The sequence below is a fragment of the Pseudomonas sp. FBCC-B1565 genome, from assembly GCF_059133265.1.
The window spans coordinates 2077780-2094946 of sequence record NZ_CP101438.1 but is presented as its reverse complement, the minus strand read 5'-3'; the positions used below and the strand labels follow the sequence as shown (position 1 = coordinate 2094946).

Below are 17167 nucleotides of genomic sequence, written 5' to 3'. Positions count from 1 at the left end.
AGGGTGAACACTGCATCCGTGGCGAGCGCCGTACCCAGGCGAGTCAACGGGCTAGCCATCATTGCGCGTTGATGTAATGAAACTGTGCCTGCGTTTTCTCGACTGCCGCACGCACGGCGTCTTTCTGCGCCTCGGTGCCCGAGTAGTAAATCTGCATACCCTTCAAGTTTTGCCCTTCGACTGCTTTGCCGATCACCGCAACATCAACCGGCGTGCTGGCACCGATAATCAAAAAGAACACATCGCCCAAGCGTTTGGCATCGAGCAGCTCTGCCCTGAGGTGCGCGGCATTTTGCTCACCCGCCATGGAAATCGCCAGGGTATCGCCGAACATACCGCTTTTGGGGATGCTCATCGTATGCAGCCGGAGCTTGTCCGACCCCGCCGGCATCGACTTGACATAGGCGGAGGCGGCCTCATCAAGAATCTGCTGTTCAGATTTACCTTGGGTGGCACAACCGACGAGAGCGGCGGCGAGGGCGAGCGCGACGAATAATTTCACTGTCTATTCCTTGTGATAAAGCGATCCATTGGCTGCGCATCATAGGAGCCCCACCTTCAAAGAGCCACCGTTGGTTTCACGGCCTCCCGCTCGACCGCGTGATCGACTACCATACCGCGCCGGTTCCCAAACGGGACTAATAGGGAATCCGAGGCGCGGTACACCCGCGCCAATCGGAACTGCCCCCGCAACTGTAGGTGCTGAGCCTGCTCCTCGATGCCACTGGACCTCGTCCGGGAAGGCTGGAGCGTGGCGACGACGCATCAGTCAGGAGACCTGCCGGCCCAAGCTCAATCACTAACCGGCGGGGTGTCCGGGAAGGACATTCTTGCCTGTCGCGCCCCCCGGCGCCCGAGAGTGGATTTCCGAATGGCACGTACGCTTCACTCGGAGATCGCCCCATGCTGCCACGCGTTATCGCCCTGCTTACAGGTGTTGGCTTCTGTGCCCTGGCCCACGCCGCGCCCACTCACTACCCGCTGACCGTGGAAAACTGCGGCAGCCCGATCACCTTCCCGCAAGCCCCCGCCCGCAGCGTGACCATCGGCCAGGCGGCCACCGAGATGCTCTACGCCCTGGGCGTAGGCGATAAAGTGGTCGGCACTTCGCTGTGGTTCAACAGCGTGCTGCCGCAGTACAAGGCGCAGAACGACAACATCGAGCGCCTGGCCAACAACGAACCGAGCTTCGAAGCAGTGATCGCCAAACGCCCGCAGCTGGTGGCCGCCGAGCTGGAATGGGTGGTGGGGCCGCAAGGCGTGGTTGGCACCCGCGAGCAGTTCCATGAACTGAAGATTCCCACCTACCTGCTACCCTCCGACTGCGAAGGCAAGGACAACCTGGTGGGCGCCGACGGCACGCGGCTGGAGCCGTTTCGCATCGAGACCATCTATAAAAGCATCCGCCAATTGGCGCAGATCTTCGACGTACAGGAGCGCGGCCAGCAGTTGAATGACGAGCTCAAGGCGCGCCTGGCCAGATCCGTCGCCACCGTGCAGGGCAAAGGCCTCAAGCAGGCCAGCGCGCTGGTGTGGTTTTCCAGTGCCGAGATGGCCAGCGACCCGTACGTGGCTGGCCACAAGGGTATCCCCGAATTCATGCTGCAAACCCTCGGCCTCTCCAATGTGGTGCAGTCCGATGAAGAGTGGCCTGCCGTCGGTTGGGAAACCATCGCCAAGGCCAACCCGACGTTCCTGGTGATCGCGCGCATGGACCGCCGCCGCTACCCGGCCGACGACCATGAAAAGAAACTCGCCTTCCTGCGCAGCGACCCGGTCACGCGCAACATGGACGCGGTGAAAAACAACCGCATCATCATCCTCGACGCCTTGGCGTTGCAGGCTAGCATCCGCATGTTCGACGGCCTTGAACAACTGGCCACGGCCATCGACGGCTACGACCTGCCAAAATGATGCGCACCCTGCTCGCCCTGGCCCTGCTCCTGATTGCCGTGCTCGCCGGCGTGGCCATCGGCGAAACCGCCATCTCGCCGCAGGTGGTGCTCCAGGTACTCGCCAACAAACTGTGGGGCGCCGGCTACGTGCTCGACCCCATCGATGAAGGCGTGGTGTGGAACTACCGCCTCACCCGCGCCCTGGTCGCTGCGGCCTGCGGTGCCGGGCTGGCGACCTGCGGGGTGATCCTGCAATCGCTGTTGCGCAACCCGCTGGCCGATCCCTACCTGCTGGGCATCAGCGCCGGCGCTTCGACCGGTGCGGTGCTGGTGGCGTTGATGGGGGTGGGCGGCGGCTTGGTGTCGTTGTCGGCGGGCGCATTTGTCGGCGCGATGGCGGCGTTTGCCCTGGTAATCCTGTTGGCACGGGCCAGCGGTTCGGCCAGTGGCACCGGGCAGATCATCCTCGCCGGCATTGCCGGCTCGCAGCTGTTCAATGCGCTCACCGCGTTCCTGATCACCAAGTCGGCCAGTTCCGAACAGGCCCGCGGCATTATGTTCTGGCTGCTCGGCAACCTCAGCGGCGTGCGCTGGCCCTCGGTGTGGCTGGCGGTGCCGGTGGCAGTCGTCGGCTTGGCTGTGTGCCTGTGGCATCGGCGCGCGCTGGATGCGTTTACCTTTGGCAGCGACTCGGCGGCGTCCCTCGGCATCCCGGTGCGTCGCGTGCAGTTTGTGCTGGTGGGCTGCGCGGCGCTGGTGACGGCGGTGATGGTGTCGATTGTCGGCTCTATCGGCTTTGTCGGGCTGGTGATTCCCCACGCCGTGCGCCTGTTGCTTGGCACCGGGCATTCGCGGCTGTTGCCCGCCAGCGCGTTGGGTGGCGCGTTGTTTCTGATCGCGGCGGATGTGCTGTCGCGCACGCTGATCAAGGGCCAGGTGATTCCGGTCGGTGTGGTCACCGCGCTGGTCGGTGCGCCGGTGTTTGCGCTGATCCTGATTGGCCGGAGGAACGCGCGATGAGCGTATTGAGCTGCCGCGGGCTGGGCTTCAAGGTGCGCGAGGCCGAGTTGCTGCGGGATGTTCATCTGGACGTGCAGTTGGGTGAAACCCTCGGGATTGTCGGACCGAACGGCTCAGGTAAATCCACCTTGCTCAAGCTGCTCGCCGGCTTGCGTGCACCCGCATCCGGCGAAGTGCTGCTGGGCGGCCAGCGCCTGGGCACGCTGTCCCGCCGCGTCATCGCCCAGCAACTGGCGGTGGTGGAGCAACAGGCCGACACCGACGACGCCATCCGCGTGTTCGACGCCGTGGCCCTGGGCCGTACGCCATGGTTGTCGGCGCTGAGCCCGTGGTCCGTTGAGGACGACGCCATCGTGAAGCAAGCCCTGCAGGACGTCGACGCCACCCACCTGAGCCACCGCGCCTGGCGCAGCCTCTCGGGCGGGGAACGCCAACGCGTGCACATCGCCCGCGCATTGGCGCAACGGCCGCAGATTCTGTTGCTGGATGAGCCGACCAACCACCTGGATATCCAGCATCAGCTGGCGATCTTGAAGGGTGTGCAGGCGCTGCCCGTGACCACCTTGATTGCGTTGCATGACCTTAACCAGGCGCTGACCTGTGACCGCCTGGCAGTGTTGGATCGCGGGCGGTTGGTGGCCCTGGGCAAACCGCTGGAAGTACTGACGCCACAACGGTTGCAGGAGACGTTCGGGGTGCAGGCGCATTACCTGACGGACCCGCTTGATGGGGCGAAGATCCTGCGGCTGCGCCCCGCTTAATACTGGAATAGCGGTTTATCGTGGCGAGCGGGCTTGCCCCGCGTTGGGCTGCGAAGCAGCCCCAATAAAGCCGCTGCATTCCTCCAGGTCGAACCGAGGCGCAGGGTTTCAGGGCTGCTTCGCAGCCCAACGCGGGGCAAGCCCGCTCGCCACAACAAGCCCACTTGCCACAAAAGCCCGCTCGCCACAGGCCTACAGGAACTGCTGCATATGCGCCGTCCGCCAGACCGGGTCTGCTTCCACATCTACGACCTCGAAGCCCTGCCGAACCCAGAACTCAATCGCCCCCGGCAAAAACGGGTGGGTATGCAAGTACATCACCTCAACCCCATCCGCCTGCGCCATCGCTTCCAACGCACGGTACAACTGCCCCGCCAAGCCAAAACGACGAAACCCTGGCGCTACGAACAAGCGCACCACTTCCACCGTCTTGCGGCCCTGGTAGTCCAACTGCGGGAAACGCCCGTCATAGGGCAGATAGCCGATGGCCGCAACAATTTCGCCACCGTTACGGGCGATCAAAAATCGGCCTTCGCCCTGAAGATAAATCGCCGCAAAGTGCGCGAGATCAGCCGGTAAGCCGGCATCGCGCAACTTGGGGAACATCTCCGCACGCGCCTGCAGCACAAAGTCCAGCACCTGTGGCACATCCCCCATTGCAACTGGCCGGATGATCACTGGCGCAACTCACACACCGCATTGCCCTTCATGCCCGACGCATGCACGCTCACATGGCGCACCGTAAAACCGGGCTTCACCACCAGCTTCTTCTCTTCCCAGGTGCCGCCGTTTTCAACCTGGTAACCGATGGCGCCATCGGCTTGCCAGGTCAGGCGCAGGGTGTACACGCCGTTATGATCGAGTGTTTGATGAATCGGCGTATCGATGATCGGCTTGGCCTTATTGAACGTACGCAGGTTGAAAATCCGCTGATCCGTACCGGCTGGCGAATAGCTGGAGAGAAACAACGTATCGTCTTCGGCCGCATCCTCGGCGGCCGCCAGGATCACCGACGGCACCCACTTCTCGCCACGGTCCTGGGTGTCGGTGACGACCTTGCAGGTCAACTGGCCCTTGCCGGTGACGTTCTGGCGCCAGCCCGTTTCGTAAAAACCGTAGGGCACATCGAAGCGCAGGGTCTTCTCGGTGACTTGCTCGCAGCCGGCCAACAGGTAGAGCGCTGATAAAGCGATGACTCCTTTTAGAAACTTCACGTGCTGTCCTTGGCTTGAATAGGTGGGGCCGAGAGATTACCCGCGCAGTCAGATAAAGTGGATAGATTTAGCGGGCTGCCGTGTCGTGATATACCTGCGCCCGTCATTGATTTCAAACCCGACGGGTTAAAGGAGATGAGCAGAAAATGACTGAACTACCCATGGCTGACGCGCGCCAGAATGATAAAAGCCGCAAGGTCATCCAGACCGCTATCAAAGAACGAAACCTGGCAGGCGCGGCAAACAACACCAAGTGGAACGAACTGATTACACACATGCGCCAGCGCTCGGGGTGGGTACCGTCTTATCGCTCAAAATCCATCACAGGCCATATCTCGGGATGGGATGTGGAATGGTTTTACCACCTACCTTTCCCTTTTGCGTATGTCGAATGGCTCGACATCGGCTTGTGGCAAGAAGCGCCTTCGTTAGGCGTATTACTGCCACGAACGTATATTGACCATACCGAGGAAATCTCTCAGGTTATCTCGCAGATAGGCTTCGAATTTGAAGTGAAGGCCGACGTACTGAGAATTTGGGGATACCTTCCAAAATCCTTCGATGACTTTCCGCCGGCATAACGTACAGCGGCGGATCCTGCGGCTACGCCCGAACTAACGCCTTGCCACTGCTGGCCCTGCTCAGCCACCGTCACTGTAGTGAGCGGGCTTGCCCCGCGCTGGGTGGCGAAGCCGCCCCAAACCCAGGCGCCTCGGTGTGCCTGGGGTCCCGTTGCGAACCTGGCGCGGGGCAAGCCCGCTCACTACAAGTTACAGTCGGCATGGCGGTTTGAATGATCATCTCCCTAGTAGGGCACTGATCCACTGGTGGCTATAAGCAAGCACGCGCCCCCCCATCACCACCGGAAAATGAATAAACCCATGCGCCGCCTCCGGCAACAGATGCGCCTCAGCCCCCGGCCACCGCTCAGCGATCAACAGCGTGTCATCCTTCAACGGGTCCAACGCCCCCACAAACATCAACGCCGGTGGCAAGCCTTCGAAGTCGCCATACAACGGCGATAACGGCGGCTGCCGACGCTCATCATCGCTCAGGCCCGGCGTCAGCATGCGCAACGCCTCGACCATGCCTGGCCCGTCCAGCAACAAGGTGTCCGGCCCCGCCGCACGTACGCTCGGGGTGCCGGTCAAGTCGTACACGCCGTAATACAACACCGCCCCGCACACGCGCTGGAGCAGTTGCGGCCATTGCTTCAACGCCAGCAACGTCGCCGCCGCCAAATGCCCACCGGCCGATTCGCCGACCACGAACACCGGCAGGCCGGCAAATTCATCGGCCGTGAGCAACCAACGCGCCGCCGCCAGGCAATCGTCCATCAGCCCTTCGACCGGCGTGTCGACCGCCAACCGATAATCCACCGACACCACCGCCACCTCGCAGGCGTTGACCATGCCCAGGTTGAGGTCGTCATCCATCTGCGCATTGCCGATTACCCAACCGCCACCGTGGATATCCAGCACCACGCCCTTGGGCTTGCCGCTCGGCCGCAGGATGCGCACGGGTACTGAGTCGACCACCTTGCACTCAGCAGCCGGCGCTTTCTTGAGCATTTGGCTGGTGCGCAACAGCGCCTGGATCAGGCGCGGTGTGACGCGATTACGGATCTTGAAGCGCGGCATCCAGGCAAGCTTCTGGTTGAAGCGACGCATCTCGGCCAGTTCCGGGTCACTGGCGGGCCAGGGTGTATAGGCCATCAACGGTTATTCCGCAGGATCGAAAAGTTCAGCGCCGCCGCCACGCACAGCCACGCCAGGTAGGGGAACAGGATCAAGCCGGTGATCAAATCCAGTTGCACTGCCAGTACCACCATGGTCGCCACGGTCAGCCACAGCACCGCAATAATCACCATCCCGGCCAGGATGCGATGGGCGCCGAAGAACACCGGCGTCCACAAGGTGTTCAAGGCGATCTGCGCGGCCCACAAGGCCAGCACCATTTGGCTGCCCGGGATGAGGCTGAGGCGATAACCGGCCCAGGCCAGCAACAGGTAAATAATCGTCCACGCCACCGGGAACAACCAGTTGGGTGGGGTGAAGCTGGGTTTGACCAGGGATTCGTACCAGGCTCCCGGCTTGAAGATGATGCCGGTACTGGCAGCGGCGGCGCAGGCGAGCAGGAAGATGAAGAAGGTCATGGGCGGTCCTTGGCTGTCGTCAGCGGTTGTGAGGGGAAGGCGTTGTCCGTGCTTTATCAATGACTCAAACGCTCGCGCAAAAATTCAATCCTGCGTGGCAAATCGCATACAACAGCGCTCCTACTTCATGTCATCAAAATTCGCTAAGGTGCTTCGACACCCTAACCTGTTTGCTCACCAGCGAGATCGCCTGCCTTGACCCATGCCTCCACCCCACCCTGGAAGGTGTTCCTGATCTTCCTGCGCCTGGGCCTCACCTGCTTCGGCGGCCCGATTGCACACTTGGGTTATTTTCGCGAAGAGTTCGTGGCACGCCGCCGCTGGTTGAGCGAGCGCAGTTACGCGGAGCTGGTCGCACTGTGCCAATTCCTCCCCGGACCGGCCAGCAGCCAGGTGGGCATTGCGCTCGGTTTGTCACGGGCGGGTTACGGCGGCGCATTGGCTGCCTGGGCCGGGTTCACCTTACCGTCGGCCCTCATCCTGATCCTGTTCGCCCTGGGCATTGCCCACCACGGCTCGGTGATCCCTGCGGGGGCGTTGCATGGCCTCAAGGTGGTTGCGGTGGCCGTAGTGGCACAGGCGGTGTGGGGCATGGCGCGCAACCTGTGCCGAGGCGTCGCCCACGTCATGCTGATGCTGATAGCGGCCGGTGTGGCCCTGCTGGAACCCTCCGCCTGGGCCCAGGTCAGTGTGATCGCCGCCGCAGGCCTGGCCGGCGTGATGTTGTTCAAACCCGAGTCGAGTGCCGGACATGACGCGCTGCCGATCCCCCTCAGCCGCCGAGCGGGGGCGCTGTGGCTGGGCGCTTTTTTTGGGGTATTGGTGGGCTTGCCGATCCTGGCCGACTGGCTGCCCAACACCACCCTGGCGCTGCTGGATGCCTTCTACCGCACCGGTTCGCTGGTATTCGGTGGCGGCCACGTGGTGTTGCCCCTGCTGCAGGCCGAGGTGGTGCCAACGCACTGGGTGAGCAACGACGTGTTCCTTGCCGGTTACGGTGCCACCCAAGCCGTGCCCGGGCCGCTCTTTACCTTTGCCGCCTTCCTCGGTGCCTCGATGAACCAGCCACCCACCGGCTGGCTGGGCGGCGTGGTCGCCCTGCTGGCGATCTTCGCCCCGTCGTTTCTGCTGATCTTTGGCGCCTTGCCCTTCTGGGCCAGCCTGCGCCGCAGCCCACGCACCCAGGCCGCACTGGTCGGAGTGAACGCAGCGGTGGTAGGCCTGCTGCTGGCGGCGCTGTATCAGCCGGTATGGACCAGCGCGATAGTGACCGGGTACGACCTTGGCCTGGCGCTGCTCGCATTCATCGCCCTGCTAGTCTGGAAGCTACCGCCGTGGCTGGTGGTGGCTGGCAGTGCAGCGCTGGGATGCCTATTGGGATAACCCCGGCTCCACAATTCGCAGCCATGGCCAGCGCGCCTGATAACTGCGGGCCTTCTGCACAAACAACGCCGGCTCCGGATGCAGCGGGTTGATGCGCAACACGCCCTGCTCCACATCCTCCAACCCATAAGGCGCATACACCTCGCCCGTGGCAATCTCCAGGCCGATGCATGTGCCCGCCACCAGGTAACGGTCAATCCCCTGCCTGGCCGTGTGCAACTGCGGGTAAGGCCGGCCAAAGCGCTCGCCGTACCACAGATGCACCCGCGCCTGGTTCTTCACCTCGACATTGACGCCCAGGTCTTGGAACAAGCGCTTGGCCGCACGGATGACTGCGTCTTCAGCCTCGTAGGACAGGTCGGTATCGAAGTAGAAAACGTCGTAGTCCTTTACGCCCTGGGCCGCCGGCAAATTCGAGTGATGATTCCACACCGCCTGGAACAGGCAGCCCGCCGTGAGGAAGCACTGGTCCACGCCCAGGTCGGGCAGGCGCGCGGTGATTTCGGCGTTGATGGGGTTGGCCATGGCCAGGTTGAGCAGGGTTTCGACAGTCAATGTCATGGGCTCTCCGTTATCCGTGACGCGCTCGAACGGCAGAGGTTACACCACGGCGTGGAGGGTTTCGTGACCCGCGCTTTTCGATCTCACGCGGGATCAGCGTAAACCAGGACTTGCGGCAGCACCGCCCTTGCCCCCCCTTCAATGAGAAGCTTCAGCCTCGGTCAGCGGCTGGCGCTTGGCCCACTCCATCAGTTCCAGATTGGGAATGTGAATAACGCCATCCACACGAATAATGTAATTGGGCCAAGGAATATCCACCCCCGCCCTCTGCAAATTGGCAATGCGCCCCGCCGCATGGCGATCGACCTTGTAGCAATCGAACGCATACTTTGAAGTCTCGTCCTTGGAATTGTATTGCCGGTACTTCACCACAACGGTGCATTTTTTCTGCGGCAGGTCCGTAACCTCGCTGAGTTCAGCAACGCTCGCAGGGATCAGCAGCCCGTTCGTTGCATTCACCAGGACCTGCTCGCTCGCCTTGATCAGCCTATGCCCTTTCGGGATGTTGAACAGACTCATGTCCGGGCTTTTGTCAGCGGCGGTTTCAAGCACCAGCCCCGTCAGGATGGCCGCACGATTGCCGACATTCGTCACCAACACCTCCATCCGGTCAAAATCGCTGTAAGCCAGCGTGATGTCCAGTTTTGAATAGTCCCCTTTCAACCAACTCCAGGCGGGAGGAACAACCACAGAGGCTATAGATACAAGGGCCACTGGCAGTCCGAAAAGCAGACTCAACCGTTCCAGCTTGCCCTTAGTCAACTTCTTCACTCGATTCCCTCTTACACATAGGCTGATGTCACGGCCAGATAGTGGCACTTAACCATCATGCCATGCCTTGGCTCGACCATCAGCCGCCTGAGAGGGGTGTTTTCACGCCTGCAACTCACCCGCCCGATGCGCCGCCGCGTCGTCGTACACCACATACAACGACTCGGCGACCTGGCTCTTGATGGCCTTGGTGGACTCAAGACCCAGCACAAAACCCTCGGCCTTGCCGCCGGCGCGATTGAGTGCTTCAGGGGTGGCGGCGCCGGTGATGGCGTCGAACAGCTTGGTGGCATGTGGGCCGACGCCCTTGGGCAGGCTGATCTGGTCGATGGACATGGGCGATACCTTGTAGGAGAGAGATCGGTAGCGCGTGGAACCACTGCCGGGGTGGCATGGTAGACCGGCAGGCTGAGAAAGGGGGCTTTTTCATGACCCTCCCCACACCACCGTGATAGCGCTAAGCTACATCCCCCTCCCGCCCCGCAGGCCCAGCACCATGACCCTCTCCCCCGATTTCACCCCCTGGGCCTCGCTGCTCGGCGGCGCCCTGATCGGCCTCAGCGCCGGCCTGTTCATCCTGCTCAACGGGCGCATCGCCGGTATCAGCGGCCTGCTCGGCAGCCTGCTGGCCAAACACGCTGAAGGCCGCGCTGAAAAAGCCCTGTTCCTGCTCGGCCTGCTCGCCTCGCCCTGGCTGTGGTCACTGTTCGGCAGCTTGCCCGGCGCGTCGATCCAGGCCGGTGGCGCTGCATTGGTGCTGGCGGGGCTGCTGGTGGGCCTCGGCACACGCTACGGCGCCGGCTGCACCAGCGGGCACGGGATCTGCGGGCTGTCACGCCTGTCGCTGCGCTCGCTGGTGGCGGTGGCGTGCTTCATGGGCAGCGGGTTTGCCACTGTCTACCTCATCCGCCATCTGATCGGAGCCTGAGCATGCGCAAATTGACCGCGTTGATCGCCGGCCTGATCTTCGGCCTGGGGCTGTACCTCAGCGGCATGACCAACCCGGCCAAGGTGCTCGGGTTTCTCGACCTGGCCGGCGAATGGGACCCGTCCCTGGCGCTGGTCATGCTCGGCGCGCTCGCCGTCAGCAGCGTGTTCTTCTTTTTCGCCAGGCAGCGCCGCACCGCGTTGCTGGGCGCGCCGATGCAGATGCCGACCAAGCGCACCCTCGACCGCCGGCTGGTGCTCGGCAGTGTGGTGTTTGGTGTTGGCTGGGGGATCGCCGGGCTGTGCCCCGGGCCGGCGGTGGCGTTGTTGCTGACCGGGCAATGGCAGGTAGGAGTGTTCGTGCTGGCCATGGCGTTGGGGATGTGGCTGTTTGAGCGGATTGAGGCGCGCAGATTGGCCAAGGCTTGAGGCGCGGGCGGGAGGTTGTGCTTTATCTCCACCCGCCCCCGGCCTACATTGAACGCCTTATCGATCAACCCCGAGGTCAGCCCCCATGGCACGCATCGTCCGGATTCACGCCTACGGCGACGCCAGCGTCTTGAAACTCGAAGACGTCGACGTCCCCGCCCCCGCCGCCGATGAAGTCCAAATCGACGTCAAAGCCTTCGGCCTCAACCGCGCCGAAGTGATGTTCCGCAACCACGCCTACCTGCAAGAAGCCGAATTCCCCAGCCGCCTGGGCTACGAAGCGGCTGGCGTGGTGATCGCCGTCGGCGCCGATGTCAGCGACCTGCAGGTGGGCGACGCCGTCAGCGTCATCCCACCGCTGGACATCGCCCGCTGGGGCACCTACGGCGAAGTCGCCAACGTGCCCGCCCACCTCACCGTCAAACACCCGCAAACCCTCAGCTTCGTACAAGCCGCCGCGTGCTGGATGCAATACGTCACCGCCTGGGGCGCCCTGGTGGAACAGGCCAAACTGACCCAGGGCGACACCGTGCTGGTCACCGCCGCCTCCAGCAGCGTCGGCCTCGCCGCCTTCCAGATCGCCCGCAGCGTCGGCGCCACCGCCATCGGCGTGACCCGCACCCGTGCCAAACAACAAGCCCTGCTCGACGCCGGCGCCCACCACGTCATCGTCAGCGACGAAGAAGACCTAGTGGAACGCGTGATGCAACTCACCCACGACCAAGGCGCCCGCGTGGTGTTCGACCCCATCGGCGGGCCGGGCGTTGAAGCCCTCACCCAGAGCATGGCCCGGGGCGGCATCTTGCTGGAGTACGGCGCGCTGAGTGCGGAGCCGACGCCGTTTCCGTTGTTTACCGTGTTGGGCAAATGTTTGACGCTCAAGGGGTATCTGTACGCCGAGATCGTCGCCAACCCGGCGGCGTTGGCGCGGGCCAAGGCGTTCATTCTGGACGGGCTGGCCTCGGGCGCGTTGGCGCCGGTGATTGCGAAGACGTTTGCGTTGGATGAAGTGCAGGAAGCGCATCGGTTTTTGGAGGCGAACCAGCAGGTGGGGAAAATCGTGGTAACGGTGTGAGGGCGGTGTCCTAGGACAATTCCCAAAGCTGGGCAGTGGGTTGCCCGATTACCTACGCGTGGGTCAGAATCCGCCGGCTTGTGCGCTGGGGTGGTGGAATCTATGGTTGCGCGGTCGCTGAATTTCTCGGTGATCGGGTTTAGTAGCCCACGATTTAACCTAACAAGTGCATGAGCTTCATCTATCAGGCTTCCCAGCCTGTGCTTGATGGTGGCTGTGCGCAGGGCGCCCTCGGGCGCGCCGGTTTTGTTAGGTTCCACCGGTCTACTAACCTGCGTACAGCTGCCGCCTTTTCGTTTAGTAGCGATGGGGTGGTGGCATCAAGGTAAGGAACTTAACGATGGTTAATGATTCGACCACGCTCTTCACCGTCGCTGCCGACGTCAGCAACGAAGCTCTCATTATCAATAGCTACGAGACCTTCACCTCGGTCAGTGCGCTTCTGCTCGACCTCTCGGAAGACCTCAGCGGCAAACACCGTGACGTTGCGCTGGCAATTCACCAACTGAGTGAGTTAGGAGTACTGCTGATATCCAAACTTCTAGACCGTTCAGAGCCTTACATTATCTGACCACCAAACATTCAAAACCCAGAACCGAGTAATGGTTGTGTCTTAGTACAAAAAAGAGGGCGGACTAATTTAAAAATTAATCCGTCCGCCTTTTCGACCACCTTTCCACCCAATTCTAATTTCGGTCAACTTCATCAGCGAGAAGACCTTCAAAAGTTAAAAGCAAATCTTTAGGAATAAACCCAGGATGATCCTTCAAAACATTATCAATTATATATTGCATAAGCCCGCCACCTTTGCTTTTCGGCTTAATAAACCCAAATAGATCTACCAGCTTATTTTCAAGACGATGATCATCAAAATGTAGATAATCCTGCCTTACCTTGAGACGAATTCCAGATAAATACTCGATCTCAATAACAGTGCCTGATTGCTGCAGCTCTCCCAAAATATAATTTTGCAAGGCATCAATATGCGGCTGCCAAAAGCCTTCACTCCAACTCGCGAGAGATGTATAAGATTCGTTTTCCGGAAAAAACCCTTTATCAACCATATATACAACGTTTTCTCTAACAAGCAGTGTGAACAATAGAAGCGGATCATATAGGAGTGATTCCAGGCCATCCCTTACTCCATGGGAAAGAACATGGACTCTGTCTGTAGCCTGTCTCTCACCATCCCAGTCAACCAATCCCAATACGCTATGATTCCCACCTTGCGCCAGATCATTCACTAGCCTTAAAACCTGCGAACAGCCAGCGTTTTGTTCAACACCCTCTGTATTCACCCTACCAACCTCAACGAACGCTAACGAGCGCTCAGAATCCAGAAAACCCTTATACTTCTGATATAAAGAGTCATAGATTTTCGCATCCCGGAAACTTTCAACAAAAACTTGTCGCCTACCATCAAAGGAAACGGAAAGCGTCGGCACTCCAGCCGTTAATATTGAAAGCGCTGCACCTTTAGATGTTTTGACTATTCGCGGCCCTTTGGGATCCATCACGTAAATTGAATCTTCGGGCGCTAGCGCAACAGTCGATGGGCTATGAGTCGTCATTATTACAGCGACTCGACGCTCATCTACTAAGACGTTCTTAATTGTGGCCAGAAGCGAGGCCGCCATCGAGGGGTGCAGAGGGGCATCAATCTCGTCCAGTAAAAGCAATTTAGGAAAATTTTTCTCCTGCCGTTTTTCCTTCGTATTGTAAAGACATAGAGCGAAGGACATCAGAACCTTCTCCCCTGAAGAAAGATCTTGAAATCTCATTTCGACGTCTGAAGAAACCTTGGTTAACTTTGGCTCGTAAGAAGACATCTCATGAAGAGGAGGAGAGTCCACTCTAAAGTCCAACTTCGACTCTTCCAGTATCCTATTAACAAATTCCCATGGTGGAGTACCATACTCAGATTCAAACTCCTCCGAAGTTAGATACTTTTCCTTAGCATCAACCCCAGGAGGAAACTCTCTATAAATTAGATTATCATGCAGCAACTTCCTGTAAGTGACAAAAACCTGGCCAAACGCTTGCTGGAAAGGGTCAACATCATTCCACAACAGAGTAGGATTTCGATAAAATTCGTCAGCGGAGGAATAAAGATAAGCCCTTGGATTCTCAGTACCTATCCTCCGCATTTTATTTCGCCACTTCTCATCACCATTTTGCCCGAGAAAGTTAGCAAGAACACTATCGGCATGCTGCTTAACATGAGCCTGGAATGCTTCCCAATGTTTCTCTGCCAAAACTTCATCTTTCAAAAATAGTTGAAACACCTGCTTGTTAACTGCTTCAAGTTTCTCTAGCGAAGAACAATAAATCGCAGGTACACCTAAGCCAATTGCCGCCTGGCGCAGCCCTGGAAATACTGCTTCCCGATGATTTTTCATAGCCTGAAAGTAATTTGATCTTTGGGCGTGAAATTGATGCGGATCAAAAACCCCAGTATCAGTAGGAACAATATTTGCAGAGTCGAATAACCGCACGTCATTAGCATAGTCAACTGCTAAGCTAGACCGAACATTACCGCCTTTTATTGCAGAAAGTAGATGAGTTTTACCTGAGCCATTAATTCCAGTCAAAACAACAAGCCCAGGGAGCAAAGCCGTTTCAAAGCTCGTAATGGATTTATACAAACTACCGAATGTTAGTTGATTTTTCAAATCAAGCTCTTCCATGACGCCCTCGAAATCACTAATAAAGTCTAATGGCCATCACACTATAAAAAATCTTAGCCCCTCGCAAGTAGATTCGAATTCAAAATTTCGGTGGTATGCATAAAAAATAAAAATCCTCCTTAGTTACAAAATAAAACCTTTAGCCAGTACCGGACATTCATCCATGAAGAGTTGAGCCTCAAAAGCGCCCTGTTCGAGAGGACGCCATCGACCCTACCTCCCCAACAACTCCCTAACCCTCCCCCCCAAAACCTCCACCGCAAACGGCTTCATCAACACCCCCATCCCCTCCCCCAGCTGCCCATACCCCATCACCGCATTCTCCGCATACCCGGTAATAAACAACGTCTTCAACCCCGGCCTCAGCTCCATCCCCGCTTCCGCCATCTGCCGCCCATTCATCCCGCCTGGCAGCCCCACATCCGTCACCAGCAAATCAATCGGCACATCCGAGCGCAGCAGTTTCAGGCCCGCCGCGCTGTCGGCTGCTTCGATCACGGTGTAGCCCAGTTCGCCCAGGACGTCGGCGAGCAGCATGCGCACGGTGGATTCGTCGTCCACCAGCAGTACGGTTTCGCCGTGTTGGGCGACTTCGATGTCCACTTGCCCCGGTGCCAGTTCATCACCTGGCGCGGCGCCGTGGTGGCGTGGGAGGTAGAGGGACACGCAGGTGCCTTCGCCTTCGGTGGAGTGGATGTGCACTTGGCCGCCGGATTGTTGGGCGAAGCCGTAGATCATCGACAGACCCAGGCCGGTGCCTTGGCCGAGGGGTTTGGTGGTGTAGAAGGGTTCGAAGGCGTGGGCCATGACGTCGGCGGGCATGCCGGTGCCGGTGTCGGTGACGCTCAGGCGCAGGTACGGGCCTTCGCGCAGGTCGTGGGCGCGGGCGCTGTGGGCGTCGAGCCAGTGGTTGCTGGTTTCGAGCAGGATGCGCCCGCCTTCGGGCATGGCGTCGCGGGCGTTGATGCACAGGTTGAGCAGCGCATTTTCCAGTTGGCTGACGTCGACGAAGGCGGTCCAGGCGTCGGGCGCGCCGAGGGTTTCGATCTGGATGGCGGGGCCGACGGTGCGCTGGATGAGGTCGGCCATGCCGTACATCAGGCGGTTGATGGAGGTGGCGCGAGGTTCCAGGGTTTGCCGGCGCGAGAAGGCCAGCAGGCGCTGGGTGAGCACGGCGGCGCGCTTGGTCGAGCCTTGGGCGGCGACCATGTATTTGTCGACGTCGGCGAGGCGGCCCTGGGCGAGGCGGCGGTTCATCAGTTCGAGTGCGCCGGAGATGCCGGCGAGCAGGTTGTTGAAGTCGTGGGCCAGGCCGTCGGTGAGTTGGCCGACGGCTTCCATTTTTTGCGATTGGCGCAGTTTGTCTTCGGCCTGCATGAGCAGCGCGGTGCGTTCGGCCACGCGTTGTTCAAGGGTGTCGTTGAGGGCGCGCAGTTCGGCCTGGGTGTCGCGCAGGGCTTCGTCGGCGAGGGTGCGTTCGAGCAGGTCGGCGGCTTGGCGGGCGAGGATGTCGAGCAGGCGCAGGTCGCGTTCTGTCGGCTGGTGCGGCGTGCTCCAGTGGGTGGAAATCATGCCGAGCAGGCGCCCCTCGCGGGACAGCAACGGGGTGGTCTGGGCTGCGCGAATGCCGGTGTTGCGGAAGGCTTGCAGGTCTTCGGTGCTGGCGATGTCTGCCCATAGCTCAAAGTCGGGGATGATGGCGCGCTGGCCCAGTTTGAGGGCCTGGGTGCAACTGCTGTAGGCCAGGGGGCTTACCCATTGCCAGAAGCCTACCGCCTCCGGTGGCAGGCCGCGTGAACACAAGAGCTGCAACTGGCCGCCATGGCCGGACGGGTGCCCTTCGGGACACAACAGTTGCATGGTGCCGAACTGCGAGCCGGTGATGGACACGGCGGCGTCGACGATCTTGCCGTAGAGCGCTTCCAGGTCTTGTTCGCCGATCAGGTCGAGGCTGATGCGGTGCAGGAATTCGATGTCCGACAGAGCGGTTTCCGAGTCATGGGCAGTGCCACGGGGGAACGCGGTCGGGAAGGCGGTGCGTAGGGTTTTCATGGGGCGACCAAGGGGATGGCATTGAGCTATTAGCGAGCGTATCAGCAAAGCTGTGACCGCGCGCTATGGGCAGACATTCACCCCAGCGCCGGTCTCCGAAGCCCAGCGTCCCTGCCGTGCCATCGCTGCGAACAAGATGCCCTCCCTACCAAAAAAACCTTGATTCGCTTTGAATTAATGGCACATTGACACCTTCGGATCGAACCCACTGACATCACCTGTCAGTGGTGAGCTTCA

At 60.1% G+C, this 17167-nt stretch carries 19 protein-coding genes and 1 riboswitch; of the genes, 9 read left to right on the top strand and 10 right to left on the bottom strand.

Annotated elements, in window-relative coordinates:
* Positions 1 to 58: 58 nt before the first annotated feature.
* Positions 59 to 502, bottom strand: coding sequence for a hypothetical protein (locus tag NL123_RS09900; protein ID WP_248483116.1), 444 nt, complete (start codon positions 500 to 502; stop codon positions 59 to 61).
* A 103-nt stretch (positions 503 to 605) separates the two neighbouring features.
* Positions 606 to 800, top strand: a riboswitch (cobalamin riboswitch).
* 103 nt (positions 801 to 903) lie between these two features.
* Here NL123_RS09900 and NL123_RS09895 point away from each other — a divergent pair.
* From NL123_RS09895 to NL123_RS09885, 3 genes are read left to right on the top strand one after another with little or no spacing between them, the layout of a single operon-like run.
* Complete coding sequence (locus NL123_RS09895; RefSeq protein WP_494357680.1) at positions 904 to 1914, top strand: ABC transporter substrate-binding protein; 1011 nt, start codon at positions 904 to 906, stop codon at positions 1912 to 1914.
* Positions 1911 to 2915, top strand: coding sequence for a FecCD family ABC transporter permease (locus NL123_RS09890; protein WP_248483120.1), 1005 nt, complete (start codon positions 1911 to 1913; stop codon positions 2913 to 2915). The genes NL123_RS09895 and NL123_RS09890 overlap by 4 nt, the downstream gene beginning before the upstream one ends.
* Entirely contained in the window at positions 2912 to 3676 is a 765-nt protein-coding gene (locus NL123_RS09885) for an ABC transporter ATP-binding protein (RefSeq protein WP_494357679.1), read from the top strand. Before NL123_RS09890 ends, NL123_RS09885 begins: the two co-directional genes overlap by 4 nt.
* A 192-nt stretch (positions 3677 to 3868) precedes the next feature.
* Here the strand turns inward: NL123_RS09885 and NL123_RS09880 are convergent, their stop codons facing one another.
* Both NL123_RS09880 and NL123_RS09875 read right to left on the bottom strand, forming a co-directional pair.
* Positions 3869 to 4333: a GNAT family N-acetyltransferase gene (locus NL123_RS09880; protein ID WP_494357678.1), complete on the bottom strand. Its 465-nt coding sequence runs from the start codon at positions 4331 to 4333 to the stop codon at positions 3869 to 3871.
* Positions 4334 to 4350: 17 nt separating this feature from the next.
* Complete coding sequence (locus NL123_RS09875) at positions 4351 to 4890, bottom strand: hypothetical protein (RefSeq protein ID WP_248483125.1); 540 nt, start codon at positions 4888 to 4890, stop codon at positions 4351 to 4353.
* A 146-nt stretch (positions 4891 to 5036) separates the two neighbouring features.
* On the opposite strand from NL123_RS09875, the gene NL123_RS09870 reads away from it, so the two are divergent.
* Positions 5037 to 5471 carry a DUF6678 family protein gene (locus NL123_RS09870; protein WP_494357677.1) on the top strand — a complete coding sequence of 145 codons (435 nt, stop codon included), beginning with the start codon at positions 5037 to 5039 and terminating at the stop codon, positions 5469 to 5471.
* 216 nt (positions 5472 to 5687) lie between these two features.
* On the opposite strand, the gene NL123_RS09865 is transcribed toward NL123_RS09870, so the two are convergent.
* Positions 5688 to 6605, bottom strand: coding sequence for an alpha/beta hydrolase fold domain-containing protein (locus NL123_RS09865; protein WP_494357676.1), 918 nt, complete (start codon positions 6603 to 6605; stop codon positions 5688 to 5690).
* Positions 6605 to 7045 carry a tryptophan-rich sensory protein TspO gene (tspO, locus tag NL123_RS09860; RefSeq protein ID WP_222540100.1) on the bottom strand — a complete coding sequence of 147 codons (441 nt, stop codon included), beginning with the start codon at positions 7043 to 7045 and terminating at the stop codon, positions 6605 to 6607. Before tspO ends, NL123_RS09865 begins: the two co-directional genes overlap by 1 nt.
* Before the next feature lie 195 nt (positions 7046 to 7240).
* Here tspO and chrA point away from each other — a divergent pair, with 195 nt between their 5' ends.
* Positions 7241 to 8428, top strand: coding sequence for a chromate efflux transporter (chrA, locus tag NL123_RS09855; protein WP_494357675.1), 1188 nt, complete (start codon positions 7241 to 7243; stop codon positions 8426 to 8428).
* Here chrA and NL123_RS09850 read toward each other — a convergent pair.
* The 3 genes from NL123_RS09850 to NL123_RS09840 all read right to left on the bottom strand — a co-directional run bounded on the left by NL123_RS09850 (position 8417) and on the right by NL123_RS09840 (position 10096).
* On the bottom strand, positions 8417 to 8989 hold the full coding sequence (locus NL123_RS09850; protein ID WP_494357674.1) for a nucleotidyltransferase family protein: 573 nt from the start codon (positions 8987 to 8989) through the stop codon (positions 8417 to 8419). The genes chrA and NL123_RS09850 overlap by 12 nt on opposite strands.
* Positions 8990 to 9127: 138 nt before the next feature.
* Entirely contained in the window at positions 9128 to 9760 is a 633-nt protein-coding gene (locus NL123_RS09845; protein ID WP_248483135.1) for a hypothetical protein, read from the bottom strand.
* A 102-nt stretch (positions 9761 to 9862) separates the two neighbouring features.
* Positions 9863 to 10096, bottom strand: a complete 234-nt coding sequence (locus NL123_RS09840; protein ID WP_494357673.1) for a hypothetical protein — start codon at positions 10094 to 10096, stop codon at positions 9863 to 9865.
* A gap of 160 nt (positions 10097 to 10256) precedes the next feature.
* Between NL123_RS09840 and NL123_RS09835 the strand changes: the two genes are divergently transcribed.
* The 4 genes from NL123_RS09835 (at position 10257) to NL123_RS09820 (ending at position 12762) form a co-directional block, all read left to right on the top strand.
* Positions 10257 to 10688 (top strand): YeeE/YedE family protein, encoded by a 432-nt coding sequence (locus NL123_RS09835; RefSeq protein WP_494357672.1) that lies wholly within the window; start codon positions 10257 to 10259, stop codon positions 10686 to 10688.
* A 2-nt stretch (positions 10689 to 10690) separates the two neighbouring features.
* A complete protein-coding gene (locus NL123_RS09830; protein WP_494357671.1) occupies positions 10691 to 11116 on the top strand; it encodes a DUF6691 family protein in 426 nt (141 codons plus the stop codon).
* An 85-nt stretch (positions 11117 to 11201) separates the two neighbouring features.
* The gene (locus NL123_RS09825; protein ID WP_494357670.1) at positions 11202 to 12191 is read left to right on the top strand and encodes a zinc-dependent alcohol dehydrogenase family protein; all 990 of its coding nucleotides are present in this window, start codon (positions 11202 to 11204) and stop codon (positions 12189 to 12191) included.
* A 340-nt stretch (positions 12192 to 12531) separates the two neighbouring features.
* On the top strand, positions 12532 to 12762 hold the full coding sequence (locus tag NL123_RS09820; protein WP_494357669.1) for a DUF6124 family protein: 231 nt from the start codon (positions 12532 to 12534) through the stop codon (positions 12760 to 12762).
* Between the two features lie 115 nt (positions 12763 to 12877).
* Here the strand turns inward: NL123_RS09820 and NL123_RS09815 are convergent, their stop codons facing one another.
* On the bottom strand, positions 12878 to 14878 hold the full coding sequence (locus NL123_RS09815) for an AAA family ATPase (RefSeq protein ID WP_494357668.1): 2001 nt from the start codon (positions 14876 to 14878) through the stop codon (positions 12878 to 12880).
* Between the two features lie 213 nt (positions 14879 to 15091).
* Positions 15092 to 16930, bottom strand: a complete 1839-nt coding sequence (locus tag NL123_RS09810) for an ATP-binding protein (RefSeq protein ID WP_494357667.1) — start codon at positions 16928 to 16930, stop codon at positions 15092 to 15094.
* Positions 16931 to 17167: the final 237 nt, after the last annotated feature.